Origin of the sequence: Shewanella sp. FJAT-52076 (genome assembly GCF_019457455.1) — a bacterium.
Taxonomy (GTDB): Bacteria; Pseudomonadota; Gammaproteobacteria; order Enterobacterales; family Shewanellaceae; genus Shewanella; species Shewanella zhangzhouensis.
This window is the reverse complement of the sequence record NZ_CP080415.1, coordinates 3,379,582-3,403,895: the sequence shown is the minus strand read 5'-3', so window position 1 is coordinate 3,403,895 and position 24,314 is coordinate 3,379,582. Positions and strand designations below refer to the sequence as shown.

Sequence of the window (24,314 nt, the reverse complement as noted above, 5' to 3'; positions counted from 1 at the left end):
CCTTCGGGCCCGTTTTTTCCCCGGATACAAGGATAAGGCTATGACGTTGGAGCAATATTGGGTAATAGGCATGGTACTGACACTGGTCGGTACCCTTGTCTGCACCCGTTTGCCGGCGTCCTGGGTGTTTGCGGCGGTGGCGCTCTTATCTTATGTTTCCAACTCCCTGAGCTTGAATGAGTTGTCGGCCTCCTTTACCGACTCCTCCCTGCTGACCCTGGTACTCTTGCTGCTGGCCTCGGTGGCGCTGGAAAAGACCCGCCTTATCAGCTGGGTCGGGGTGCAGCTGAGTCGTGGCGGCCTGAGAACCGTGCTCACCAAGCTGTGGTTTTCCACCTCGGTGCTGTCATCTTTCACCGCCAACACCGCCGTGGTGGCAAGCCTGATTGGTGCCATCAAGCGCAACCAGCGTTATGCGCCGTCAAAGCTGATGCTGCCCATGGCCTTTGCGGCCACCTTTGGCGGCACCCTCACCCTGATTGGTACCTCCACCAATCTGGTGATCAACAGCTTCCTCGACCGCGCCGGACTGCCGCTGCTGCAGTTTTTCACCACCACTGGGGTGGCCATCGGGGTGGTGCTGGCGGGTATGCTGGTGCTGTGGCTGATTGCCGACCGCCTGCCCATAACCGAAAAAGCCGAAGACGAGCAAGACCTGCCGTACTTTCTTGAGGCGCGCATTGCCCCAGGCTCGATTCTGATTGGCAAAACCGTGAGTGACGCGGGCTTGCGTCATTTGCGTAAGCTGTATCTGGCGGAAATTCAGCGCCTTATCGGCGATGAAAAGACCACCATCATCCCGGTCACGCCGGAAGAGGTGCTCCAACAGGGAGACGTGCTGCTGTTTGCCGGTGATATGGAGTCAGTGGCGGTATTGCAGGAAATCGCCGGTTTAACCCTCTATGGCCATCACACCATGAATGGCCAGAGCCTGGCCGAGGCCATCATCAGCCACTCCTCCAGCCTCAATGGCGTGAGCCTGAAAGATGCCCAGTTCCGTGAGCGATTCGATGCCGTGGTGGTGGCGGTGCGCCGTGGCCACGAGCGCCTGCGGGGCGGTCTGGGTACTATCGAACTCCAGGCCGGTGATGCCCTGCTCCTGGTGCCCGGCAAGCAGTTTGGCGATGCCTCCCAGCGTCTCGATAAAGAGTTCCTGCTGGTGAATGGCGTAGACTCGGCCACCCGCTTGTCCCCCGGCCGCAGCGCCTGGGTGCTGGCGAGTTTTGCCGCCGTGATTGGCCTGGCCATGTTCAATGTGCTGCCGCTGCTTAAGGGCCTTACCCTGTTTGTGGTGGGGCTGTTACTGACCCAGGTCGTGACCCTGTCTGAGCTTAAGCGCCGTTTCCCCATCGACATCGTATTGATTGTGGGCGGTGCGCTGGCGCTGTCACAGGCCATGGGCAACAGTGGCATATCCAAATTGCTGGCCGACGAGCTGACCGCAGGCTTCAGCGGTGTACACTATTTCTTTGTGATGGCGGGCATTTACCTGCTGACACTCTTTTTAACCGAGCTGATGTCCAACAATGCCGCCGCCGCGCTGGTGTGCCCCATTGCCATCAGCCTGGCCCAGGGCCTTGGCATAGACCCCATGCCATTTATCATGGCGGTGCTCTTTGGCGCCAGCGCCAGCTTTATCAGCCCTTGGGGATACCAAACCAACCTCTTGGTATTTACCGTGGGCAATTATCGGTTAAAACAATATGTCGGCGTCGGCATTCCCATGGCCATTGCCTACACCTTCGCGGTACTGGCGCTGATCCCCCTGATGTTCCCGTTCCACAGCCTGTAACGGGCAGAGGCAAGGAGAGAAAATGAATCATATTGTGTGGCACCAACACGCCATCACCCACAGCGAACGCGCAGAGCAAAAGGGCCATCGCGGCGCCATTCTCTGGTTTACCGGCCTCTCCGGTGCCGGCAAGAGTACCCTCGCCGGTGCTTTGGAAGCCGAACTCTTTCGCCGCGGCCTGCACTCGTATCTCCTGGATGGCGACAATGTGCGCCATGGTCTGTGTAAAGATTTGGGCTTCAGCCTGGAAGACAGACGGGAGAACATCCGCCGGGTGGGCGAAGTGGCCAAGCTGATGCTGGATGCAGGGCTGTTGGTGCTCTCGGCCTTTGTCTCGCCCCAACGGGCGGAGCGGGATCTGGTGCGCGCCCTGGTGGGTGAGGGCGAGTTTATTGAGGTGCACGTGGCCACGCCGCTCGACGTGTGTGAATCCCGCGACCCCAAGGGCCTTTACCAGAAGGCCCGGGCTGGTGAGATTAAAGATTTTACCGGTATTTCCTCGCCTTACGAGGCGCCTGTGAGTGCGGAACTGGTGATTGATACCAGTGAGGGGGATCTGGATTCGCAGGTGGCGAAGCTGGTGGATTATTTGATTAGTGGTGGATATATCCCAGCGTAATTTGGGCGTGAATTAGATTATGCTTTTGAGTCGCACTCTGGGCACTAAATCAGATTTGGCTAACGCCGTGCAGTTCTGAATTTTTCTCTGTTGCTTTTCAAGCAACTAAAGTCGTGGGGCTTCACCCCACACCCGACCAAGAGGGGATCTACAGCAATCCCCTCTTGGATCTCCCGTGCCGCCCCAGACGGTGCCGAAAGCCCTTCGGGTTTATGGGACTGGTCTTGCTACTGGTTCGGACTCACATCCCTGTTCGACCGAACCAGCCTCGACATCCTGTCTCGGCTACGCGCCCACTCCCAACACCCTCAGCGGCACCGATGGGGAGTTGCCCCGTGCTCGCTGCGAGTAAAGTGTTGTGCCTGTTCTATCTTTTCTTATCTTTTCTTCCTTACTCTCCCTTGCCCTACCTTTTACCGACGTCAGCCAAAGGGTGTTGGGTATATTTGCTCTCGTTTTGCGGTATGAAATTAGGTGCTCTGGGTGTCAATTGATGAAGTGCTAGCATAGCCTGCCGTGAACGGCTGTTTGTACAACACTATGTCATTACTTTGTGTTGTGGCTTGATTCGTGATCGAAGTCAAAGATATGAAGTAATTGCTGTTTATTTTAGAACACCACTTGGAATTCTCGAAAGCAGACATCATTTAATAAGTGTCTATTTCACAGGATAAGCACATGAATACTAAGAAAACCTCTCAGGCTGTTGCCTCCAAGGCTGCAAAAAACCTCAAGGATCAAAATTCGTCAAAGATTCAGAAATCATTAGCTGCAAGCGCGATGGCTCAGTCGGGCACATCAAAGCAGACAGGAAAAGAAATTGAAGCGCAAGCTTCAAAAGTGCTTCAGTCTGAAAAATACAGCGAAAAGACGAAGGAACTTGCTGCCTCCGTGTTGTCTCAGTCCAACAAGGGAAGATAAGGGGTATTTATGTCAATTTGTCAAAGTGAGCATCGTCATTACCCCGAATTTGAAGTACTCCCTCACGACCAGGGAGGCGCGGGGCGACACAAGTGCTGTGGGTGCGCATATGAACGGGGTTTCGCGCTAGGCTTGAGACGAGAGGAGTTTCTGAATATCGATATTGATTCTTTACCGGTCAGTCAGGCGGGAGCTGTTCGACACAAAAGTCCTCACGCAGCCTTTGCGATGGGTTACCAAGATGGTGTTCGTGAATCCTACCGTAGTGCTGAGGTTTAAATGAAGGGTACTGTTCAGTATTTCAATATCGAAAAGCTTGGTATTTACAAAAGGGCCTCGGAAGAGCAGTTGTTTGACTCGGCCGAGGCAATCTTGGATTCGTTGATTGAGTGGGTTAGGGGGAGACCTCAGACTGTAAACACCAGTACAAGGAAGGCTGATAAGGGGAGAGGTCAGTCAAATGTGTATTGCTGTGATGCTGATGGTGCTAGTGGTGAGTATGTCTTTGTTCTTTGGAATGAGATGACAAATGCAGAAGATGAAATTCTTACGCTATCTAAGGATTCAAAGCCTGGCGAGGTAAAAGTAAAGCCGGGTGTGAACTCAAAAGAGGTGATACCTGGCTTGCCCAGCTACTACTGGATTTCCTTGAATCATGGTTTGGTCGCGACCATTCATTTTGACCACGCAATCACATCGATAGCAGCGCTCAAGAATTACATTACGTCATATGTCCATAATTATTCCGAGTTTGCAATCACCGAAGAGGGCGATGACAACAAGGTGGTTGGGTTCAGCCATCCACACAGCGAGGAGGCGAAGGGCTACTTCAAGTTTGAACTGAAACGTAAGATAGATGAGAGTACGGTCGAGGAGTTGACTCAAAACTACAAGCGAATCACTAAGGTAGTCAGAAGGGCTCAGAAGTCAGTAGAGGATGTCGAGTTGCAGGGATTCTTTAGCAAGCTTGGCAGCAAACAAATCGGTCGAGGGCTACCAAAAGGCAGGCAAGCTCTTGTGGAGGTTGAAATAGAATTTACTCCTGCCACAGAGAAAGATTTCAAGGACATAGTCAGGGCGTACGAGAGGGAGATTTTAGACCCTGACAAGTACAATAATTTGGGTTTTGTCTTGAAGGGTGAGCACGGCAAAAAGGTGTTCCTTGATGGTAAAGTTCTGAGAACTGAGCATGATTTTGACATTATCCGGAAAAAGAAAAACCCTTTCGGAGCTGGCGAATTGCTTGAATATATTGGTCGCAAGCAAGTTAGATTTGTACCAAAAGGAAGAGTTAAGGAAGTAGCGTAATGAAATCCGCTTTTAGCTGGTGGCGTGCGCTGGTCTGGGTGTTGATTGTTGTTGGCTACGCCGTTGCATCAAAGAACTACCTTTTTGATTTTGCTGCAACACTGCAAGTAGAGAGCATAAAGGCACAGATAGGTATTCTGGTTAACGTGTCGGCAATTCTTTTTGGGGTTATTGGTGCTTGGCTAGCTCTGATTTACCCCAGCGCTTTAATAAAAGTGCAAGGGAAAGATTCGGTAGACCTAGCCTATAGCGGTGTAGACCTAAGCGTCTTAAAGAGCTTGGTATTCGTCCTGTTGTTTAGCACGGCATCGCTAATATTGTCTTTGCTTTCAGATTTGATGTTAACTCTGGCGGACCACCCAATTATTTCAGGGTTGCTTTGCAAGGAGTATGTTATTGCCTCATGCGCCATACTGGTTTGGTTTTTGTTTATAGTCCAAATCGCGGCATTGGGGACATTACTGGTGTCGTCGTTTGAGCTTGTTTTCGACCTGTTTATAAGTAGGGCATATGGTGAGCTTGAGCGGTTGCTGGGGCGGAAAAAAAGTGAATGAACGCGTGAGAGTCACGACACCCAAAACACTTTGGCTGAGGGGGCACTAATCCCGCTCGAAGCGGCCGCGGGGCATTGGCGATCGTTGCGTGGCCGAGGCAAGGACGCCGAGGCAGCGTCAGTCGAATCAGGGGCGAGTGTCGCAACGCGACAGGTTTACGAGCGCGAGACATGGACGTTGAGCTGGGATGGACGTATATGGATGTAAGTCCGAGCGTCTGACGCGATAGCAAAAGAGCGGCAATGCACAAGGGGTTGTCCGCTTCGTTGCGGGTCGCAGGGGGATTGGATAAGGGCTGATGCTCGCCAGAGCGTTCATCAGCGCAAACCATGGATGGTGAGCTGGCTATTTTGCATGGACGTAATTGCCTGTCGAAACGGCCCCCTTTCCTCGGGTGTGGGTTGAAGACCCACGACTTTGGTCGCTTGCAAAGCGACAAATTAGCGAAGCTCTACTAAGTGCAACTTGGCTTTATCCGACCAATCGACGCTTGATGATAGTGTGCGTACTCACTCAGTGGGACTTGCGACACTCTCAGCCGACACCACAGTTCCCTCTGCTGCCAGCAGCTCCATTCGCTCCCTCTCTGCTTTGGAAACGTACTTGGGTTTATTGCTGCCGTGGAGTTTGGCTTTCTTCTTTTTGTCTTTGGCAATCAGGGTCTGATTGATTTTCTTCTTTCTGTTCATGGGCGGCTAATGTGTGACGGCAAATGGGTGGCGGCTCTAAGGCAGCTTAAGCTGGGCTGTGTAAAAAGACGGCGCACTATAGCAGCAATTGCAGGCGGGTTAAATGTCCTGGCATGTCGGCAGACAGCTACCTGCGGCGCTTGGGATGCTACAGCCGCCGCAGGGGGAAGGGTGATTGAGCTTGCAAGTCAGCTTACGTCAAAGTCCTTGGCGAGCATGCCTTTGAGGGCGGGGCCGAAGTTGGACTCCGTGTGGGGGCGTACCAGATGGGCCAGTTCATCACCCACGGTGGTAAAACGGTAGTAAGACAGCAGCAGATGGCTGTGTTTGGGGGTGAGCTTAAGCTCGGTCTTGGGCAGCATCAGCGAGAAGCTGCGTTTGGGGTCCAGCTCGCCGGTTTCAAATTCGCTGCTGTGCAGTATGCCAAGGTCCATCAGGGTGACCAGCGCCGAGTAGGGCAGACCGAATTGGGACAGGGGCAGGGTGACAGAAGAGGATTTTCGAAACAGTTGGCCTATGCCGCCTGTGACCCGGAAACCGGAGAGAATTTTCAGTCGGTCGTCGCTGCCAACGCGCACGGCCACGGCAAGTGCCTTTTCCAGCGTCTGGGCTTCGCGCCAGGTGAGGCGTCTTAAGGTTTCCAGGGTTCTCAAGCTGAAGTTGCCCGGCTCGGTCAGCTCCTTGGCCAGGATGCGGGCCCACAGCTCCTGCATGCGGCGGTTATGGATTTGCTCTGCCATCTGAAAAAACTGATACAGCCAGTCGGGGTCGGGATCTGCGCCCACCATATCCGATGGGGTGTGCTTGAGCGCCAGGGTATAGATAGACTCCACATTGGCCTGATGCTGGGCCGCCATCTTGCGCGCCCTGTGTTCGGCCCGCTCGGCCACTGAGGCATTGGACGGACGATAGCCTTCTTCACTGGCAAGTCCCAGTATGCGTCCGAGCAGTAATGCCTTGCGCCTGGCGGAGTTATCGCTGTGGTTGCTGGTTGCGGTCAGGCTGAATTCTGGCTCGTTGTCGCTGTTACTCATGGGCTCGTCTCTCAATTCTTGCTTTTTATTCTTATGGGCTGCTCTTTATTTTCTGGACCGGTTTAGATTGCAGAGTCTGGCTCGGTCTTTGTTAATCACTGTGCCTGGGGCCGGTGCGCTTTTGTTCGGCGCTTATTAATGGCTTCCGGCTTCCGGCTTCCGACTCCCTACTCTCGCTATTCAGTGCGGGGCGCCAGGGCCTTGGCCGGAAATAAGACTTCGTTGCCGGGGGCCGGGTGCCTTGGTACGTTCAGCGACAGCAACAGCGAGCAGACCGCCATGGCGGCACCGATATAAAACACGGCCGCATTCGACTCGAGCCACAGGTAGCCCAGCAGTACCGGGATCACCACGGCGGCGATGTGATTGATGGTAAAGCTCACCGACATGCTGGCGGCGATATCGGGCCGGTCGGCAATCTTCTGGAAATAGGTTTTCATGGCAATGGCCATGGCAAACAGCAGGTGATCAATCACATACAGGGCCGCGGCAAAGTAGGCGTTTTCCACCAGGGCGTAGCTGACAAATACCCCAATCAGGCCCACGTATTCCAGGCACAGGGCATTGCGCTCGCCGATGCGGCCAATCAGGCGACCGATGGCGGGGGCAAAGAGGAGATTGATGACATAGTTAATCAAAAACAGCGCGGTGATTTCGCTGACGCTGTAATGGAATTTCTCCACCATCATAAACCCGGCGAAGACCACGAAGATTTGCCGTCTGGCGCCGGAGAAAAAAGTCAGTAAATAGTAGAGCCAGTAGCGGCGGCGCAATATCACCTTCTTGTGCTGCACTTCCCCTGTGTCGAAACGGGGAAAGTGGCGCCACAGCGCCAGCGTCATCAGGCAGCCCATGCCGCCCACAAAGGCGTACATCCACACATAATCGAGCTTGAACACCGTCATCAGCAGCCAGATGCTGCCATAGCCACCGAGGGCGGCAGCGGCCTTCCACGACAGGGCCTTCCCCATAAAGCCGGCGGTCTGTTCTTTATCGACCCATTGCAGGGTGAGGGACTGATTGAGGGTTTCGTAGTAGTGAAAGCCCACCGACATCAGCACTGTGGTGAAGTAAAGCCCCAAGACCGAAGGTAAAAAGCCGGTAATGGCAACCCCAATACTCATCACCAACAACGACAGGAGGGCGAAGGATTGTTCGCGGATAATCAGCAGAACAAAGATGGCGGTAAAGGCGAGGAATCCGGGGACTTCCCTGAGGCTTTGCAGCATGCCGATTTCGGCGCCGCTGAAGTGGGCCCGCTCGATAACAAAGTTGTTCAGCAGCGCCTGCCAAACGGCAAACACCATGGACATGATAAATGTCATCCAAAGCAGCAGCCGCTGGGCCTGTTGACCCTCATTCCCTGAAAGCATGTTAACACCGGTGAACACAGAAGATTTTGGCATGTTAAACCCTGACATCCCATTTGGCTACCGACCAAATTAAGCAACTTTAGATGTAGTTGCCGGGGGCACAAATGTGAGGCAGTTGGAATTTAAGCATCCGGGCCGGCACGCTACCCATGGCTCGTGATCCATTTCAATAAAAAATCATACACTTTGGCCTATCATCGCCTAAAGCCCGAGCAATTATGGCAGGTAAACCGTGAGCAAAACTCTTATTCTTTTTTCCACCGTCCATGGTCAGACCCGCAAGATTTGCGATCGCATTGCCGAGGTGATGCGCGGCCTTGACCACGAGGTGACCCTGATGCCCCTGGAACAGGCGCCCAGTCTGGAGGGGTTCGATAAGGTGGTGCTGGGAGCCAGCATTCGCCATGGCAAACATAACAGCGCCGTGTACCAGTTTATTGAGCAAAATCTGGACGCGCTGCGAAGCCGGGCCGGTGCCTTTTTCTCTGTCAGTCTGGTGGCCCGCAAGCAAGCCAAAAATACGGCGGCCACCAACCCCTATATGCAGGACTTTTTAGCCAAATCCTCCTGGCGCCCGGAATTGCTGGAGGTGTTTGGCGGCAACCTGCACTATCAGGGCTATAGCGCCATGGACCGAAATATCATCCGGTTTATCATGTGGTTGACCAAGGGGCCTACCGACCCCAATACCAAGGTGGAGTACACCGACTGGCAAAAAGTTGATAGGTTTTCCCGAGAAATAGCATCTATGGAAATTTTATCCCGATGAATGGCAACCCCAGCGGCAATGGCCTTAAAGGCGTGTGGCTTAAACTGCAACCCAAGCTGCATTTGATGGTGCTGCTGCCTGTATTGCCGGTGCTGGTGTCGGCGCCATTTTTATTGCTGGGCCGCAGGCTCAGGGACAACGCCTCTGTCTGGGATTTGCTGCACGTGTATCTGGGGCTGGTGCTGGTGCCCATATCCATCCTGCTGCTGATTTCCTGCGTGGTGCAGGGGCGCTGGCGGCAGTTTTTTCCGCTGTGGGGCAGTGATGCCCTGCGTCAGGACTTAAAAGCTCTGGCCTCTGCCAGGCTGCCCAAAGGCGGTGGCAGTGGGCTTTTCAGCCTGCTAGAAGGCCTGTGTGCGCTGCTGCTGGTGGCCGTTGCCTTGACCGGATTGGGGTGGTATTGCACCGAAGGCAGTGCCGAGGCCTTAAGCTGGCGGGCCTGGCATAAGGACCTTGCCATCGGGTTTGTGGTGTTGTTGGCGCTGCATGTGTTGGCGGCCCTGTCACACCTTTTGGACTTTTTCCGTCAATAAGCCCTTCTTTGCTCGCTACTTGTGCTACTGACAACAGGGCATTGAACATGCCACTATCAGCCTAGAGTAGTAGGGCTATACTCAACACATATAAATCCCGGTGCCGAGAGCGAATCGAAGGAGCGGTGTATGTCCATATCTATGTCTAATTTAAGTCTGCGAAACAAACTTTTGCTGCTGGCCATGGTGCCTTTGGTACTGATCCTCACGGCCGTGATGAGTTATTCCTGGCAGGTTGAGAGCCAGGCGTTGGATGACTCGGTTGCCCTGTTTAAGGAAGAGCTGGTCAACGAGCGGCAACAGCAGCTCCAGGAGGCCACCCAGATAGCCCTTGCCGTTGTCGAACATCAGATAAGCCTGGGGCAAAACGGCAACATCAATGATGCCCTGCGGCCACTGAGATTTGGCAGCGCCGGTTACTTCTTTATCTATGACTATCAGGGCGCCAACGTGTTCCACGCCACCAATCCTGCATTGGAAGGGACGCCGCAAATCGGCATGACTGATCCTCAGGGTACCAAGATTGTGGTGGGGCTGATTGATGCGGCCAAACGTGGCGGCGGCTTTTTTAATTACGTGTATCCCAAACCCGGGGTCGAGGGGCTGGTGGATAAGATTGGCTATGCCGCCCCCATCCCCGGCAAAGACTGGCTCTTGGGCACAGGCGCTTATCTGGATGATATAGACGCTGCGGTTGATGCTTATTCACAAAGTGCCCATCAGTCCATGCTGGAAAAGGCCGTGGCCATTTTCATGATGTCGCTGGTGCTTGCCTTTATCACTCTGATAGCCATTTGGAGCGCCGCCCACAGGATGGTGAAACCCATTCGCGCCATGGTCGACAGCCTGAATGACATCGCCAAGGGGGAAGGGGATCTCACCGCGCGCCTCAGCGTTCGTGGCGAGGATGAAATAGCAGAGCTTGGCACCGCCTTTAACCAATTTGTGGACAAGCTGCAGGGCATTATCCGCGATGTGGCCGATACCACAGGCAGGGTAAAACAAGCCGCCGTCGATATCGACCGCCAAACCTCTGAGATGGCGAACCAGCTTAACAGCCACAACAACGAGACCGATCAGGTGGTCACCGCCATCACTGAGATGTCGTCCACCGCCGCCGAGGTGGCACAAAATACCACCCAGGTGGCCGAAGCCACCCATGCCGCCACTGGCGATGTGGCCAAAGCCCAGGCCTGTGTTGACAGTTCGTTGGCAGAGATTTCCAACCTGATGTCACAGGTCAACGACGCGGCGGCCAATATTCAGTCCCTCAGTGAACAGTCGCAAAAGATTAATTCGGTGTTGTCTGTGATTGGTGGCATTGCCGAGCAAACCAACTTGCTGGCGCTCAATGCGGCCATTGAGGCCGCCCGGGCCGGCGAGCAGGGCAGGGGCTTTGCGGTGGTGGCCGATGAGGTGCGTAATCTTGCCAGTCGGACCCAGGCAAGTACTTTGGAAATCAATGAAATGCTTACCGACTTGCATCGTTTGGTGTCATCGGCCGTAAAAACCATGGATGAGAGCCAGCACAGTTGTCAGCGGTCGGTGGAAGCCTCGACAGCAATTTCCGAGAGCCTGGGCTCTGTCACCAGCGCCGTTACCGCTATCAATGATATGAGCACCCAAATTGCCGCGGCGGCCACCGAGCAAAGCTCTGTGACCGAAGAAATTAACCGTAACGTGTATGCCATTCAGGAAATAGTCAACGCCCTGCTGGCCTCCAGTCAGGAGGCTAGAACCGTGAGTCGCACAGTTTCCACCGAAGGAGCCCAACTCTCCAAGCTGGTCGGCCAGTTCAAGGTGTGATTGTGTTAGCGTGAAAAAGGCACCTTCGGGTGCCTTTTTGCTGAATGGGGAATGGCGCTTTCCTGTGTTGCTCAGCGGGTCATTTTCTTTACGAATACCACCACGAAAAGGGCGATGGTAAAACTGCCCGTAAAGGCCTCGATGGCGGCTATCAGACGCGAGAAGCCTATGGGGGTAAAATCGCCGTAGCCAAGGGTGGTGAAAGTCACAACTGAGTAGTATATACAGTTAAAAAATAAGTAGAAATTCATCATAAAGGTGTTTTCTGACCTGAACACATGTATGTTGCCACCGTAGCTTAGGCCGGTGAAAAAATAACAGATGGCACAAATAAGAATGAGCACCATGGAAAAGCCGATAACCCGCCCCGGCGATTCACCATAGCCGCAGAAGAGATCAACAATTTTGGAGGTCAGCCTGGCACGGGAATACTTGGGCAACTGATGGCGGCGCATGGTCAGTTCGCGCTGAATAAAATACCCGCCCATGGCAAACAGGCCTTCGCGCTCGGCGGCCTTGCGCAGATCGCGGTAGATTTCTTCGGCCTGCTCGAAATAATCCAGCGCAATTTCCATCTCACCCACACGCTCGGCCTCCATGGCCATACGTTCCTGTTTGAGCAGCTTGCCGGTATTGATGTTTTCAATTTTGGCACCCATCCATTTGATGCCCAGCAAATTGGTATTGACCAGATTGGCGCAGTGAACATTGGCCTCCCGCAGATCGGCCTTCATCAAACTGGCGTTTTCCAGGTTGAGATTAAACAGGTGGGCGCCGTTAAGATTGGCCCGGTACAGCTCGGCATGGCTCATGTCATAACCGGTTTTGCTGTGGTGTTTAACCAAATCGATACCGGCCAGCTCGGCACGCTTTAGGTGAATGCCTCTGAGCATGCCACCCTTGCGGGCGTATGCTTCGAGTTTGGCTTTGTCATCTGGGCCATCTTTGGTGATGCGGGGGTCATGCCAGTAACACAGGCCGCTGGGGCCTGCGGGCTCTGAGCATGAAAATCCCTCATCTTCGTGATAGCAGCACACGGGGATTTTTTCGTCCATCTCAACAGTATAGACAGGCTCTGTGGCCCTGCCAGAAGGGGCGGCGCGCCCGTCCATCGCGATTAACGCGGCCATCCTTCGCGTTTAACGCGACTAAATAGGGCGAGGCAGTAAGCCATGGTGTGGCGGGGGATTTGGCATGGTTAAGACCCGGGGAATCCAAGGCGCAACCAAGCTCAGGTGGACTCGGGTGGACAGGGAGCAAAATGGTACAAAAAGCCCCGGACAAAGCCGGATGCTTAACTGGTATCCAGCCGGTCACTTTGGTAGAATACGCCGTTAATTTTTCTGTTATCCAATCGATTTAAGTTGAATCACCATGTTTGAAGTCAATCCGGTTAAATTCAAAATTAAGGAGCTGGCCCAGCGCACTATGCTCCTTAGGGGGTATCTTTGACTACGACGCCAAAAAAGAGCGTCTGGAAGAAGTTACCCGCGAGCTTGAAAGCTCAGATGTCTGGAACAACCCCGAGCGTGCTCAGGCACTGGGCAAAGAACGCGCCAGCCTGGAGAATGTGGTCAAGACCATAGACACGCTGGATTCGGGTCTGGAAGATGTGGAAGGCCTGCTGGAACTGGCCGTTGAGGAAGAAGACGAAGGCACCTTCGAAGATGCCAAGGCCGAGCTCGATGAGCTTGAGAAGAGCCTTGAGGATCTGGAGTTCCGCCGTATGTTCTCCGGCCCACAGGATCCCTCTGACTGCTACCTGGACATTCAGTCCGGCTCCGGTGGTACCGAAGCCCAGGACTGGGCCGAAATGGTGCTGCGTATGTACCTGCGTTGGGGGGAAGCCCACGACTTCAAACCTGAATTGATTGAAGTGTCAGACGGTGACGTGGCCGGTATCAAGAGTGCCACCATCAAGTTTACCGGCGAGTATGCCTATGGCTGGCTGCGCACCGAAACCGGTGTACATCGTTTGGTGCGTAAGTCGCCATTCGACTCCAGCGGCCGTCGTCACACCTCGTTCTGCTCTGTGTTTGTGTATCCGGAAATCGATGATGACATCGAGATTGATATCAACCCGGCCGATCTGCGTATCGACGTATACCGCGCCTCGGGTGCCGGTGGTCAGCACGTAAACCGCACCGAGTCTGCGGTACGTATTACCCACTTGCCCACCAATACTGTGGTGCAGTGTCAGAATGACCGCTCACAGCACAAGAACAAAGACACCGCCATGAAGCAGCTGAAAGCCAAGCTCTATGAGCTGGAGCTGCAAAAGCAAAACGCTGAAAAGCAGGCCGCCGAAGATGCCAAGTCTGACATCGGCTGGGGTAGCCAAATCCGCTCTTATGTACTGGATGACTCCCGTATCAAGGATTTGCGTACCGGCGTAGAGACCCGCAACACCCAATCGGTGCTGGACGGCGATCTGGACAAGTTTATTGAAGCCAGCCTTAAATCCGGGCTGTAATTTACTGCGAGAAGAGACGATGACTGAACACATCCAAGACGAGAATAAGCTGATTGCTGAACGTCGTGCCAAGCTGGAACACGTCCGCAAGAACTGCCCAGCCAATGGTCACCCCAACACCTTCCGCCGTAAACACAAGGCCGCCGAGCTTCAAGCGCAGTTCGGTGACAAGACAAAGGAAGAGTTGGAAGCCCTGGGTTTCCAAACTGCCATTGCCGGCCGTGTAATGGCCAAGCGTGGTCCCTTCCTGGTACTGCAGGACGTGTCTGGCCGTATCCAGGCCTATGCCGATAAAGGCGTGCAGGCCGACTTAAAAGACCGTTATGCCGGTCTGGATATCGGTGACATCATAGGTGTGGAAGGTACTCTGCACCTGTCCGGCAAGGGCGACCTCTATGTGAACATGGAGCGCTACGAGCTGCTGACCAAGGCACTGCGCCCACTGCCTGAGAAATTCCACGGTCTGACCGACCAGGAAACCCGCTACCGCCAGCGTTATGTTGACCTCATCGTCAACGAAGACTCACGTGAAGCCTTCAAAATGCGCTCAAAAGTGGTTGCTGCCATCCGCAACTTCATGATCAAAAAAGAGTTCATGGAAGTTGAAACCCCGATGATGCACGTGATCCCAGGCGGCGCCTCTGCCCGTCCTTTCGTCACCCATCACAATGCGCTGGACATCGAAATGTACCTGCGTATTGCCCCGGAGCTTTACCTGAAGCGTCTGGTTGTGGGCGGTTTTGAGCGTGTGTTCGAAATCAACCGTAACTTCCGTAACGAAGGTCTGTCGCCACGCCATAACCCGGAATTCACCATGATGGAATTCTATATGGCCTACGCCGACTATAAGGATCTTATCGATCTGACCGAAGAGATGCTGTCCAGCATCGCCAAGGAACTGCTGGGTGACACCAAGCTGCCTTACGGCGAGCACGTGATTGATTTCGGCGGCCCATACACCCGTATGAGCATGCTCGAAGCCATCAAGCACTACAACCCGGACAACGCCACTATCCAGGCCATGACCTACGAAGAAGTGAAGAACATCGACTTCATGCGTAAGCTTGCCAAGGACGTGGGCATCGAAACCGAAACCTTCTGGAGCTGTGGACAGCTCTTGGAAGAAATTTTTGGTGAAACTGCCGAGCCCAAGCTGATGCAGCCTACCTTCATCACCGGCTACCCAGCAGATATTTCGCCGCTGGCCCGCCGCAGCGATGGTAACGACTTCATCACCGACCGCTTCGAGTTCTTCATCGGTGGCCGTGAAGTGGCCAACGGCTTCAGCGAGCTTAACGACGCTGAAGATCAGGACAACCGCTTCAAGGCGCAGGTAGAAGCCAAGGACGCCGGTGACGACGAAGCCATGTTCTACGATGCTGACTTCATCACTGCGCTGGAACACGGTTTGCCACCCACTGCCGGTCAGGGCATTGGTATCGACCGTCTGGTGATGCTCTTTACCAACACTCACACCATCCGTGACGTGATCCTGTTCCCGGCCATGCGTCCTCAGGCGTAAGCTGTTTCCAAACCAAGCATAGGCCTGTTTTGGATGCTTTGAACTCTCCAAGCCGCTCGCATCATGCGGGCGGTTTTTTCTTCCTTTTTTAACTGCTTTGACTCTGCCCTGCCGCGAAAAAGTGAAGCGGATCGCAATCTTGCCACATCAGCGGTATTCGCTTTTTCCTGTCGTATTTTCTCAATTTTTGCCTGCCTGATTCAGGCCGATTGGTGAAGTCTGTTGCGCTGGTCATCCTGAACGCCGGGCTGCAGCCTGTTCACCACCGAGTCGGTCAGTTTTCCATGCTCTGAGTGACTGGACAGACGTGTTCAGCCTCTTTATACTTCGCATTAATTATGAAAATGATAAAGATTATCATTTAAAATATTAAGGCAGGGAGCGCCATCACCACACCAGTCCATAACAAGAGTCACCGTCGCATTGGTGACCAAGAGACAGGAATCATGATGAAATTCGCCCCTTCTTTACTGGCTTTATCGGTTTTGGCTGCAATAGGCGCGCCGGTTGCCATGGCCCAGCAGGCCGATGCCAACAGCAACACAGATACCAAGGCTCAGGCCGCCCAACAGCGCATGGAAAGGTTGGTAATCACTTCCAGCCGTATGGAAAAGCCCCTCAGTGCCATTCCCAACACAGTGACTGTGATTGACCAGGAAACCCTGAAGCAGCAGCTTGCCGGCACCCGTGACCTGTCATCCATCATAGGTAATCTGGCCCCCAGCTTTTCGCCCAGCAGACAGAAGATGAGCAACACGGGCGAGACCCTTCGTGGCCGTGCCCCGCTTATCATGATTGATGGTGTGCCTCAGTCCAATCCGCTGCGCAGTGGTGGCCGCTCAGGGCAGACAATCGACCCGGACATGATTGAGCGCATTGAAATTATTCACGGTGCCAACGCCATGCACGGCATGGGCGCCCAGGGCGGTATCATTAATTACATCACCAAAAAACCGGATGGCAGCGGCAATAAAATCAGTGTCGATGTGTCTGCGCCCACCAGTTTTGAGAGCGACAGCCTGAGCTTCGGTGCCAACTATGCCTTCTCCGGCCGCGCCGACAACCTCGATATTCTGGGATCTGTGGGTTACCACAGCAGCGGCGTCTACTATGATGCCAACGATCAGGTTATCGGTGTTGACACCACCCAGGGTGAGTCGATGGACAGCCAAAGTAAGGATGTGTTCATCAAGCTCGGCTATGACATGGATAAGTCGCGCCTGGAGCTGATGGTAAACCACTTCCGATTGGACAATAACGGTGACTGGATGTCGCAAAAGGGCAGTGTGGCCAACGATATTCCTACCTCTGCGGTAAAAGAATCGCAGCCATGGGAAGGCGCCAACAACAGGGTTACCACTACCAGTCTTAGCTACAAGCACTTCGATATTGCCGGTCAACAGCTGGAGGTGCAGCTGTTCAATCAGGATTTCCAGGGCGTTTATGGCGGTGGCTGTTTTGCCAGTTTCTACGATCCCGAATTTGACAGTGCACCGGGCCTGACCCAGTGTGGCAGCGGCACCAATGGCGAAAACCTCTATTATGAGCAGAGCCGTAATCAGTCCAACAAGTGGGGTTTGAAAACCTCGTTGATTGCCAACAATATTGCCGATTCCGGAGTGGACTTGGCCTATGGCCTGGATCTCTTCAGCGACACCACCGAGCAGGACCTGGTACAAACCGGTGTGTCCTGGGTGCCGGAAACCCGCTATCAGAATATTGCCCCCTATGCCCAGCTGAGCCTGAGCCCGCTGGAGGCGCTGAATCTGTCGGCCGGTATTCGCTACGAGTACGCCAAACTCAAGGTAGATGACTACAAGACGCTGTGGAGCTCGGGCGACAAGCAGATTACCGGTGGCGAACCGGACTTCAATCAGGCACTGTTTAATGTGGGACTCAGCTATAACTTCACCCCATCACTGAGACTGTACACCAGCTTCAGTCAGGGATTTGGGATGGCCGACATCGGCCGTATCCTGCGTGATGGCAACAGCTTCCCCGCTGACAATCCCAGCGTGGAAACCTCCCTTAGCCTCGAGCCTGTGGTGACCGACAACTATGAGCTGGGTATTGACTATCAGGGTGATATGTTTGCGGCCAAGGTAGCGGCTTACCATTCCGGCAGCGATTTGGGGGCCCGTCTCGAGCGTAATCAGGATGGTTTCTACAGCGTTAAACGTGAGAAAACCCTCATTCGCGGCATTGAGGCCAGCCTGTCTGCCTATCTGGGTGACGATGACACCCTGGGGCTGAACATGGCATTCACCGAAGGTGAGTACGACTCCAACAAAGATGGCCGGACAGACACGGATTTGGACGGCGCCAACATTGCCCCCAACCGCATCAACCTGCATTGGGAGCACAGCTTTGCCTTTGATGCCACCAGTCGCATTCAGCTGAACTACTTTATGGATCGCGAGTTCCATAAAGCCGATGGCAGCCTCTATGCCGAGTTTGACAGCTACTACACTGTGGATGCCTCGCTGAGCCTGCCACTCTATGGCGGCAGTTTGACCCTGGGGCTGCAAAACCTGTTGAATGAAGACTACTACACCTACTATTCCCAGACGGTTCCCAACGATACCCGGTACTTTAAGGGGATGGGACGCACCCTGAGCCTGGGATACAGTCGCGCGTTTTAAGCGATAAGTCATCTCAAACCGCCCCGGGGGCAGAAAACCGGTATCCATTGATGGGTGCCGGTTTTTTTATGCCATCAGCAAAAGAAGCGCTGACATCACTGAGTGCCGGTGTTTATAGCGCTCATCCATCCTTATTTTCAGGTAAATCAAGACAGGCGTTTCTTTACAATTCTCATGATATCAATGGTTTGTAAATTTTCTTATTTGCAATTGAGAATTATTATCAAAATGGTAATCTCCCGACAATTTTAATTGAGTCACTCATTCGGGGGATGTATGAAAGCGACGAAACACCAGGGCTATTCTTTGCTGTGGCTGGCCATGCTGGCCTGTGCCTGTCAGAGCCAGGCTGCCGACAATACCAAGGCAGATGCTCAGGCTGAAGAGACGACATCGCAGGCGGTGGCAGCGGCAACTTCGCCGGCTGCGGAGGCATCAGCGGGTGCTTTACCAGTAGACGGCGCCAAAAGCGATATTGAGCGGATACAGGTGCTGAGCAGCCGCGGTCTGATTTCCTTTGTCAGTGCCTCTGCCAGCAAGAGCAATGTGCCCGTGGTCGAAACCCCTGTGTCTGTGTCTGTGCTCACCGAAAAGCGCATCACAGATTTGGGCGCCGAGACATTGCAGGATGCTCTGGGCTATGTGGCCGGTGTTTACAATGGCCCCTACGGCATGGACTCCCGTGGCGATTGGTCTCAAATTCGTTCGGTGGCGCCCGTGAGCTACCTCGATGGTTTGCAGCTGCTATTCGGCAACTACAATAATGCCCGCCCCAATCCTTACCTGTTGCAACAGGTTGAAATTCTTAAGGGCCCTTCGTCAGTCCTCTTTGGTCAGGGCAGCACCGGTGGCATAGTCAATATGGTCACCAAGCAGCCCACGGCGGCCCGCAGCAACGAAATCTGGGCCCAGCTTGGCAACTATCAGCGCAAACAGTTGGCCGGCGACTTCACCGGGGCATTCGATGAGGATGCCAATGTGCTCTACCGGCTGACGGCGCTGGTGCGTGATGCCAACAGCCAAACCGAGCACGTGGCCGACGATGCCTTCTTTGTGGCGCCTTCTGTCAGCTTTTATGTGACCGACAATACCAGGCTGACTCTGCTGACCTATTTTCAGGATAACCACACCGGGTCCAGCACCCAGTTTTTCCCCCACGAAGGCACCCTGTTGCCGGCCAAATACGGCCAGATCCCCAGCGAGCGCTTTGTCAGCGAGCCGGGATGGGACAGATACGATACCCGGCAGCACTCGGTCACCCTCAAGCTGGAGCATGAATTTGAATCCGGACTTCAGCTCAACTGGGCAGCACGGCAAATGGACTCCAGCGCCGAATACCGCACCCTGTATGCCTGGCCGCCCAAGTTTCAGGACAACAAGCGCGAGCTGCTGCGCTCTGTCTACCTGAGTGACGCCAGCGCCAGTGCCTTCACCACCGATTTGCAGCTCCACGGTGAGTTTGACACCGGGGCCCTGACCCACAGGGTCACGGTTGGCGCCGACTATCAGGATGTAGTGACAGATAACGACAGCGCTTATCTTTCCGGTCAGGGTGGTTTGATTGACGTCTACCAGCCTGTGTATGGGCAGATAAGCCTGCCCGGTGATGAGGTTATCAGGGATAACCCCAGTGCCAGCCAACGTCAGCTGGGTCTTTATCTGCAGGACTCCATGCGCTGGAATGACTGGGTACTCAGCCTGGGACTCAGGCACGACAGTCTGGACGTGAAAAATACCGCCGGTATTAAGACATCACCTTCGGCCACCACCGCCAGGGCCGGGCTTATGTATGCCTTCAGCGGCGGCATTTCGCCCTATGTCAGCTATTCCGAGTCGTTCAATCCCATTGCCGGGGTGTCCAAGTCCGGTGAGGTGTATAAGCCAAGGGAAGGTCAGCAGTGGGAGGGGGGTATAAAGTATCAGCCTGAGGGAACTGAACATTTGATCACTCTGGCGGGCTATCGCATTGTGGAGTCCAATCGGGTGACTCAGGATACGCCGGACGCCATGAGCCAGCTGGGTGAAGTGGAAATTCGTGGTATTGAACTCGAGGCGCAGCTTGAGTGGGAACACTGGGACCTGTACGGCAGTTATGCGTACAGTGACTCGGAAATCAAGGTCACCGACAAGCTGTACGAGCAGGGCGCGCGTTTGGCCGCCATGCCGGACAATATGCTGTCTGTATGGGCTACCTATCGGCCTGACAATTGGCTTCCCGGGCTCAAGATGGGGCTGGGCTATCGCTATGTAGGCCAGACATCCGATGGCAGTGTGGATGTGCTGTTGCCGGATGGCAGCTATGCCCACAGGGCTTTGCAAACCGACAGCTATCAGATGTGGGATATGATGCTGGGCTACGAATGGGAGAGTTGGGATCTGACCCTCAACCTCGATAACCTCAGCGACAGAACGGTGATCACCAGTTGCCTGGCGCGGGGTGACTGTTTTTACGGCCAGCAGCGTCAAATCACGGCGAATGTAAAATACCGATTTTAGCTAGCACTCACCACCATAAAAAGCACGGATTAAGCCGTGCTTTTTTTATTTAAAACAAATCATTGCAATCGTTGTGGCAGGGGTGAACCTCTTTTTTTTTGCACTCATGTTTAGCGCACATCTGACACAAGATTTACAAAATACCTGTTGATCTTTTTTTAACCGGCTCTTAATTTGATATCAAACTGATATCAATTGGAGTGAGTCATGGTACAAGAAAAACGTGGATTTTCCCTCAGTGGCTATCTGGTGTTTGTGGTGCTTATTGCTCTGCATCTGGTGTTTTTTGCCATGATGGCCACCACCTCTCAATATGCTGGCGTGATAGGTAATGTGTTGACCGCCCTTTGCTGGCCTGGCTTTTTTATGGTGCAGCCCAATCAGGCCAAGGTGCTGACACTGTTCGGCAGTTACGTGGGCTCGGTGAGAAACACAGGGCTGCGCTGGACCATACCGCTGTTTGCCAAACGCACCATATCCCTGCGTATCCGTAACTTTGAGAGCGCAAAAATCAAGGTGAACGACAACTTGGGTAATCCCATCGAAATTGCCACCATAGTCGTCTGGTCGGTTACCGACAGTGCCGAGGCCGTGTTTGAAGTGGATGATTACGAAAGCTATGTCTCTATTCAAAGTGAAGCGGCGCTTCGCAACATGGCCAGCAGCTACGCATACGATCCCCAGGATGAGAGCGAAGTGGCACTGAGAAGTCATCCCCAGGCCATCGCCGATAAGCTCAAGCAGGAAATTCAGGAACGTCTTGGCCGCGCCGGGGTTACTGTACTGGAAGCCCGAATCAGCCACCTGGCCTATGCCCAGGAAATTGCCAGTGCCATGTTGCAGCGTCAGCAGGCCACCGCCATCATCGCCGCACGAGCCAAAATCGTCGAAGGTGCCGTGGGCATGGTGGAAATGGCGCTGGAACGGTTAAAAGCCCAGAACGTGGTAGAACTGGATGAAGAGCGCAAGGCGGTGATGGTGAGTAATCTGTTGGTGGTGCTGTGTGGTGATAAGAGTACTCAGCCTGTTGTGAACACGGGTTCCCTGTACTGAGGCGCTTATGACCAAAAAGGCTTACCCATTAAGGATCAATGCCGATGTCCTCGCGGCCATGCAGCGCTGGGCCGATGATGAGCTGAGAAGCCTGAATGCGCAGATGGAGTATGTGCTGCGGGAAGCCTTGGTGCAAAGCGGCCGGGTGAAACTGGTGCAAAAGGTGGTGGTGGAAGTGCAGGCAAACGATGAGCCCGACGAGAGCGAATCGACGGAGCAACCCCCTCCCTGACAACGCCAGGTTTAACGCCCATTAAAAAGGAAGCATCTGGCTTCCTTTTTTATTCATCCCCTTCAGAGACGCTGACTGTTGCTTTGCAGCTCCACTCGGATGCTCTTGGACAGGTTGTGAACCCACTTGTTGTAGTTTCTGTGGATACTGCCTTCATCAAAGTCCAGATTGGCGCTGTCTTTGTAATGGATGGAATAGCTGTGCTGGTTGAAGGGAATGAGCACATTGGCGCCGTGGCTTCGCACGGATATCTGGGCTTCAATCAGGCCGGGCTCCACCACCCGTGAGACCCAGCCCCGTTTGCGGGTGGCGGTCAGAATGCTTTGCTCCACCTTTTCCAGTGGCATGGTGGCACCGGAGCGACTCACGGGTACCAGCAAATCATCGAGGTCCAGTACGGGCTTACTGGTACAACCGCTTACCAGAACCAAGGCCAAAACCGTACTTAACAGCAATCTCATTTTTTACCCCATCTTTGTCGGCGGAATCTCAGCACTGCGCCGCGGTAAACCATCACCCGCGCAGGGTAGCAGAATGAGCTGAACCACAGCTGACCTGCAGTGCGGTTTTGGCTGGGTTTCCCGTGGGTCTAAGGGAATTGGTGTGAGATTGCTATCGAGCGCTGATTTTTGAGGCAGGCGAAAGCACTGAAAAGGTAAAAAACGGTTGTTGCAGGAGTGTTATTTTGCCGTAGGTGTTATAGTGAGGTTGGCGCGGCACAGAAAAACTAAACGTCAACGGACAGCGTAGATGGAACTGACTGAGGCATACAAAACCGCCGCCCCGAGATCCTATGATACGTTTCTTATTTATTTTGCTGGCATGCTTGCCAGCGTTCAGCGGTGCTCTTTATGCCGCATCCTCACAGGTTGAGTCACATACACCCAGCGCACAACCTCCCGGGGTTGCCGAAGCGGGTCCGGCGCTTTTACCCCTAACCCCTTATTTAAGCCTGCTGGAAGACCCCAAGGGGCAGCTTAGCTTTGATGAGGTCAGGCAAGCTACAACGCAGCATCAGTTTACGCCCCTGAAAGGTTCAGCCAATTTCGGTTTCAGTCCGTCAACCTGGTGGATCAGGGTCAGCGTGCATAATCCGGCTGCCGAGGCACGGCATTTTTATCTGCGCCAGGATTATCCATTGATTGATTTTCTCGACCTGTGGCAACCCACAGCCGAGGGGTGGCTCCATACTGCCACTGGTGACAGACATGAGTTCCACAGTCGCGCACTGGATTTACGCACCTTTGTATTTCCGCTGACCCTGGCGCCCGGCGAAACCCAAACCCTGTATCTGCGTTTTGAAACCCAGGGTTCACTTAATATTGGTCTTGCGCTCTATGCGCCGAGCGAGCTTATCAGTCAGGTGACCTGGGAATACCTGTCCCTTGGCATTTACTACGGCGGCTTTATCGTGCTGCTGGTGTACAACCTGATTATTTTCCTTACCGTGCGTGAGCGGGCATTTATTTTCTACGTGCTCTATGTGCTCAGCTATGGCCTCTACATGTCGGTGCACAATGGTCTGAGTTTCCAGTATTTATGGCCTGAAAGCAGTTGGATGGCCAATAAGAGCTTGTTGCTGCTGCTCGCCCTGTCGCTGTTTGGCGCCCTGAGATTTACCCGGGAAATCCTCAGTCTGGCCCAGCTCCTGCCCGTCGCCGACAGGCTGGCGGCGAGGGTGGAGTGGGGCTGCGTGCTAGGCCTCATATTGGCGCCGATACTGAGTTACCATCATGTGGTGTTGATGCTGTCGGTACTGACCACCTTTATCTGCATTCAACTGCTGGTGGTAGGTGTGATGGCGCTGATGAAAGGATCGCGTCCGGCGCGCTTTTACCTGGTTGCCTTCAGTGCATTGCTGCTTGGAGCCTTTGTCTACATGCTGAAAAGCTTTGGCGTATTGCCCCATAACGCTTTTACACAAAATGCGTTCCAGCTGGGTTCTCTGGTGGAGATGGTGCTTCTGAGTCTGGCCCTCGGCAGTCGCATGCAGGATATCAAGCGGCGCAATCATATCGATGTACTGACCGGCCTCTACAACAGGCGATTCTTTGATGAGCAATTGCAGCAGGAGTATTTAAAAGCCTGTCGCCGCCATCAGCCACTGTCGCTTCTGGTGCTGGATATTGATTACTTCAAGCAATTCAATGACAGTCGCGGCCATGCCGAGGGAGACAAGGCGTTACAGTTGGTGGCAGATATACTGGCTGGCACAGTGCAAAAGCCCGGTATGGCCTGTCGCTACGGCGGTGAAGAATTTGCCCTTATCCTGCCTGAAACGAGTGCGGGGGAGGCCATGCAGTTGGCCGAGCGGATCCGTGAAAAGGTGGTGAGGGACACCAAAGAGGGGGTTGGGCTTACCGTGAGCATCGGATGCAGTGAATTTGACGCAAAGCAGCATCTGAGCGGCTTTGCCCTGTTTGAAGCGGCGGACGAAGCCCTTTACCGTGCCAAAGCCGACGGACGCAACTGTGTAAAAGCTTACTGACACTCCCGTT

20 protein-coding genes are annotated in these 24,314 nt (G+C 53.9%); 15 read left to right on the top strand and 5 right to left on the bottom strand.

Translation table 11 applies throughout. From position 1 onward, the window contains the following. Positions 1 to 40 precede the first annotated feature (40 nt). From K0H79_RS15030 to K0H79_RS15010, 5 genes are all read left to right on the top strand, one after another. Positions 41 to 1,792: an SLC13 family permease gene (locus K0H79_RS15030; protein ID WP_220076344.1), complete on the top strand. Its 1,752-nt coding sequence runs from the start codon at positions 41 to 43 to the stop codon at positions 1,790 to 1,792. A gap of 22 nt (positions 1,793 to 1,814) precedes the next feature. Continuing rightward, the gene (gene cysC / locus K0H79_RS15025) at positions 1,815 to 2,411 is read left to right on the top strand and encodes an adenylyl-sulfate kinase (protein WP_220076343.1); all 597 of its coding nucleotides are present in this window, start codon (positions 1,815 to 1,817) and stop codon (positions 2,409 to 2,411) included. Between the two features lie 678 nt (positions 2,412 to 3,089). Next, positions 3,090 to 3,332 carry a hypothetical protein gene (locus K0H79_RS15020; RefSeq protein WP_220076342.1) on the top strand — a complete coding sequence of 81 codons (243 nt, stop codon included), beginning with the start codon at positions 3,090 to 3,092 and terminating at the stop codon, positions 3,330 to 3,332. Between the two features lie 279 nt (positions 3,333 to 3,611). Further along, on the top strand, positions 3,612 to 4,640 hold the full coding sequence (locus K0H79_RS15015) for a hypothetical protein (protein WP_220076341.1): 1,029 nt from the start codon (positions 3,612 to 3,614) through the stop codon (positions 4,638 to 4,640). Then, a complete protein-coding gene (locus tag K0H79_RS15010) occupies positions 4,640 to 5,194 on the top strand; it encodes a hypothetical protein (protein WP_220076340.1) in 555 nt (184 codons plus the stop codon). Before K0H79_RS15015 ends, K0H79_RS15010 begins: the two co-directional genes overlap by 1 nt. A 509-nt stretch (positions 5,195 to 5,703) precedes the next feature. On the opposite strand, the gene K0H79_RS15005 is transcribed toward K0H79_RS15010, so the two are convergent. The 3 genes from K0H79_RS15005 to K0H79_RS14995 form a co-directional block, all read right to left on the bottom strand. Then, complete coding sequence (locus K0H79_RS15005) at positions 5,704 to 5,883, bottom strand: DUF2986 domain-containing protein (protein WP_220076339.1); 180 nt, start codon at positions 5,881 to 5,883, stop codon at positions 5,704 to 5,706. A gap of 188 nt (positions 5,884 to 6,071) precedes the next feature. Then, positions 6,072 to 6,917, bottom strand: coding sequence for a TIGR03899 family protein (locus K0H79_RS15000; RefSeq protein WP_220076338.1), 846 nt, complete (start codon positions 6,915 to 6,917; stop codon positions 6,072 to 6,074). Between the two features lie 176 nt (positions 6,918 to 7,093). Beyond that, entirely contained in the window at positions 7,094 to 8,290 is a 1,197-nt protein-coding gene (locus K0H79_RS14995; RefSeq protein WP_220078179.1) for an MFS transporter, read from the bottom strand. 232 nt (positions 8,291 to 8,522) lie between these two features. Between K0H79_RS14995 and hemG the strand changes: the two genes are divergently transcribed. From hemG to K0H79_RS14980, 3 genes are all read left to right on the top strand, one after another. Beyond that, complete coding sequence (hemG, locus tag K0H79_RS14990) at positions 8,523 to 9,059, top strand: menaquinone-dependent protoporphyrinogen IX dehydrogenase (RefSeq protein ID WP_220076337.1); 537 nt, start codon at positions 8,523 to 8,525, stop codon at positions 9,057 to 9,059. Continuing rightward, positions 9,056 to 9,592: a cytochrome b/b6 domain-containing protein gene (locus K0H79_RS14985; RefSeq protein ID WP_220076336.1), complete on the top strand. Its 537-nt coding sequence runs from the start codon at positions 9,056 to 9,058 to the stop codon at positions 9,590 to 9,592. The genes hemG and K0H79_RS14985 overlap by 4 nt, the downstream gene beginning before the upstream one ends. Positions 9,593 to 9,733: 141 nt before the next feature. Next, complete coding sequence (locus K0H79_RS14980; protein WP_220078178.1) at positions 9,734 to 11,398, top strand: methyl-accepting chemotaxis protein; 1,665 nt, start codon at positions 9,734 to 9,736, stop codon at positions 11,396 to 11,398. A gap of 71 nt (positions 11,399 to 11,469) precedes the next feature. On the opposite strand, the gene K0H79_RS14975 is transcribed toward K0H79_RS14980, so the two are convergent. Then, a complete protein-coding gene (locus K0H79_RS14975) occupies positions 11,470 to 12,453 on the bottom strand; it encodes an ion channel (protein ID WP_220067929.1) in 984 nt (327 codons plus the stop codon). A 319-nt stretch (positions 12,454 to 12,772) separates the two neighbouring features. Between K0H79_RS14975 and prfB the strand changes: the two genes are divergently transcribed. From prfB to K0H79_RS14945, 6 genes are all read left to right on the top strand, one after another. Next, a protein-coding gene (gene prfB, locus K0H79_RS14970; RefSeq protein ID WP_198134285.1) for a peptide chain release factor 2 occupies positions 12,773 to 13,871 on the top strand; the annotation gives its coding sequence in 2 pieces (ribosomal slippage) (positions 12,773 to 12,847 and positions 12,849 to 13,871; 1,098 coding nt in all). Between the two features lie 19 nt (positions 13,872 to 13,890). Then, positions 13,891 to 15,393, top strand: a complete 1,503-nt coding sequence (gene lysS / locus K0H79_RS14965) for a lysine--tRNA ligase (RefSeq protein WP_011760985.1) — start codon at positions 13,891 to 13,893, stop codon at positions 15,391 to 15,393. A 449-nt stretch (positions 15,394 to 15,842) separates the two neighbouring features. Next, positions 15,843 to 18,035: a TonB-dependent receptor gene (locus K0H79_RS14960; RefSeq protein WP_220076335.1), complete on the top strand. Its 2,193-nt coding sequence runs from the start codon at positions 15,843 to 15,845 to the stop codon at positions 18,033 to 18,035. Between the two features lie 276 nt (positions 18,036 to 18,311). After that, on the top strand, positions 18,312 to 20,531 hold the full coding sequence (locus tag K0H79_RS14955) for a TonB-dependent siderophore receptor (protein WP_220076334.1): 2,220 nt from the start codon (positions 18,312 to 18,314) through the stop codon (positions 20,529 to 20,531). Between the two features lie 207 nt (positions 20,532 to 20,738). Continuing rightward, positions 20,739 to 21,584: an SPFH domain-containing protein gene (locus tag K0H79_RS14950; protein WP_220076333.1), complete on the top strand. Its 846-nt coding sequence runs from the start codon at positions 20,739 to 20,741 to the stop codon at positions 21,582 to 21,584. Between the two features lie 7 nt (positions 21,585 to 21,591). Continuing rightward, a complete protein-coding gene (locus K0H79_RS14945) occupies positions 21,592 to 21,816 on the top strand; it encodes a hypothetical protein (RefSeq protein WP_220076332.1) in 225 nt (74 codons plus the stop codon). A 62-nt stretch (positions 21,817 to 21,878) separates the two neighbouring features. Here the strand turns inward: K0H79_RS14945 and K0H79_RS14940 are convergent, their stop codons facing one another. Beyond that, positions 21,879 to 22,277 carry a hypothetical protein gene (locus K0H79_RS14940; protein ID WP_220076331.1) on the bottom strand — a complete coding sequence of 133 codons (399 nt, stop codon included), beginning with the start codon at positions 22,275 to 22,277 and terminating at the stop codon, positions 21,879 to 21,881. A gap of 332 nt (positions 22,278 to 22,609) precedes the next feature. Here K0H79_RS14940 and K0H79_RS14935 point away from each other — a divergent pair, with 332 nt between their 5' ends. Next, complete coding sequence (locus K0H79_RS14935) at positions 22,610 to 24,304, top strand: diguanylate cyclase (RefSeq protein ID WP_220076330.1); 1,695 nt, start codon at positions 22,610 to 22,612, stop codon at positions 24,302 to 24,304. Positions 24,305 to 24,314 lie beyond the last annotated feature (10 nt).

Coding starts and splice junctions, on each gene's coding strand:
- K0H79_RS15030 (WP_220076344.1), top strand. CDS start 41: ATGACGTTGGAGCAATATTGGGTAATAGGCATGGTACTGACACTGGTC.
- cysC (WP_220076343.1), top strand. CDS start 1,815: ATGAATCATATTGTGTGGCACCAACACGCCATCACCCACAGCGAACGC.
- K0H79_RS15020 (WP_220076342.1), top strand. CDS start 3,090: ATGAATACTAAGAAAACCTCTCAGGCTGTTGCCTCCAAGGCTGCAAAA.
- K0H79_RS15015 (WP_220076341.1), top strand. CDS start 3,612: ATGAAGGGTACTGTTCAGTATTTCAATATCGAAAAGCTTGGTATTTAC.
- K0H79_RS15010 (WP_220076340.1), top strand. CDS start 4,640: ATGAAATCCGCTTTTAGCTGGTGGCGTGCGCTGGTCTGGGTGTTGATT.
- K0H79_RS15005 (WP_220076339.1), bottom strand. CDS start 5,883: ATGAACAGAAAGAAGAAAATCAATCAGACCCTGATTGCCAAAGACAAA.
- K0H79_RS15000 (WP_220076338.1), bottom strand. CDS start 6,917: ATGAGTAACAGCGACAACGAGCCAGAATTCAGCCTGACCGCAACCAGC.
- K0H79_RS14995 (WP_220078179.1), bottom strand. CDS start 8,290: ATGCTTTCAGGGAATGAGGGTCAACAGGCCCAGCGGCTGCTGCTTTGG.
- K0H79_RS14985 (WP_220076336.1), top strand. CDS start 9,056: ATGAATGGCAACCCCAGCGGCAATGGCCTTAAAGGCGTGTGGCTTAAA.
- K0H79_RS14980 (WP_220078178.1), top strand. CDS start 9,734: ATGTCTAATTTAAGTCTGCGAAACAAACTTTTGCTGCTGGCCATGGTG.
- K0H79_RS14975 (WP_220067929.1), bottom strand. CDS start 12,453: ATGGACGAAAAAATCCCCGTGTGCTGCTATCACGAAGATGAGGGATTT.
- lysS (WP_011760985.1), top strand. CDS start 13,891: ATGACTGAACACATCCAAGACGAGAATAAGCTGATTGCTGAACGTCGT.
- K0H79_RS14960 (WP_220076335.1), top strand. CDS start 15,843: ATGAAATTCGCCCCTTCTTTACTGGCTTTATCGGTTTTGGCTGCAATA.
- K0H79_RS14955 (WP_220076334.1), top strand. CDS start 18,312: ATGAAAGCGACGAAACACCAGGGCTATTCTTTGCTGTGGCTGGCCATG.
- K0H79_RS14950 (WP_220076333.1), top strand. CDS start 20,739: ATGGTACAAGAAAAACGTGGATTTTCCCTCAGTGGCTATCTGGTGTTT.
- K0H79_RS14945 (WP_220076332.1), top strand. CDS start 21,592: ATGACCAAAAAGGCTTACCCATTAAGGATCAATGCCGATGTCCTCGCG.
- K0H79_RS14940 (WP_220076331.1), bottom strand. CDS start 22,277: ATGAGATTGCTGTTAAGTACGGTTTTGGCCTTGGTTCTGGTAAGCGGT.
- K0H79_RS14935 (WP_220076330.1), top strand. CDS start 22,610: ATGATACGTTTCTTATTTATTTTGCTGGCATGCTTGCCAGCGTTCAGC.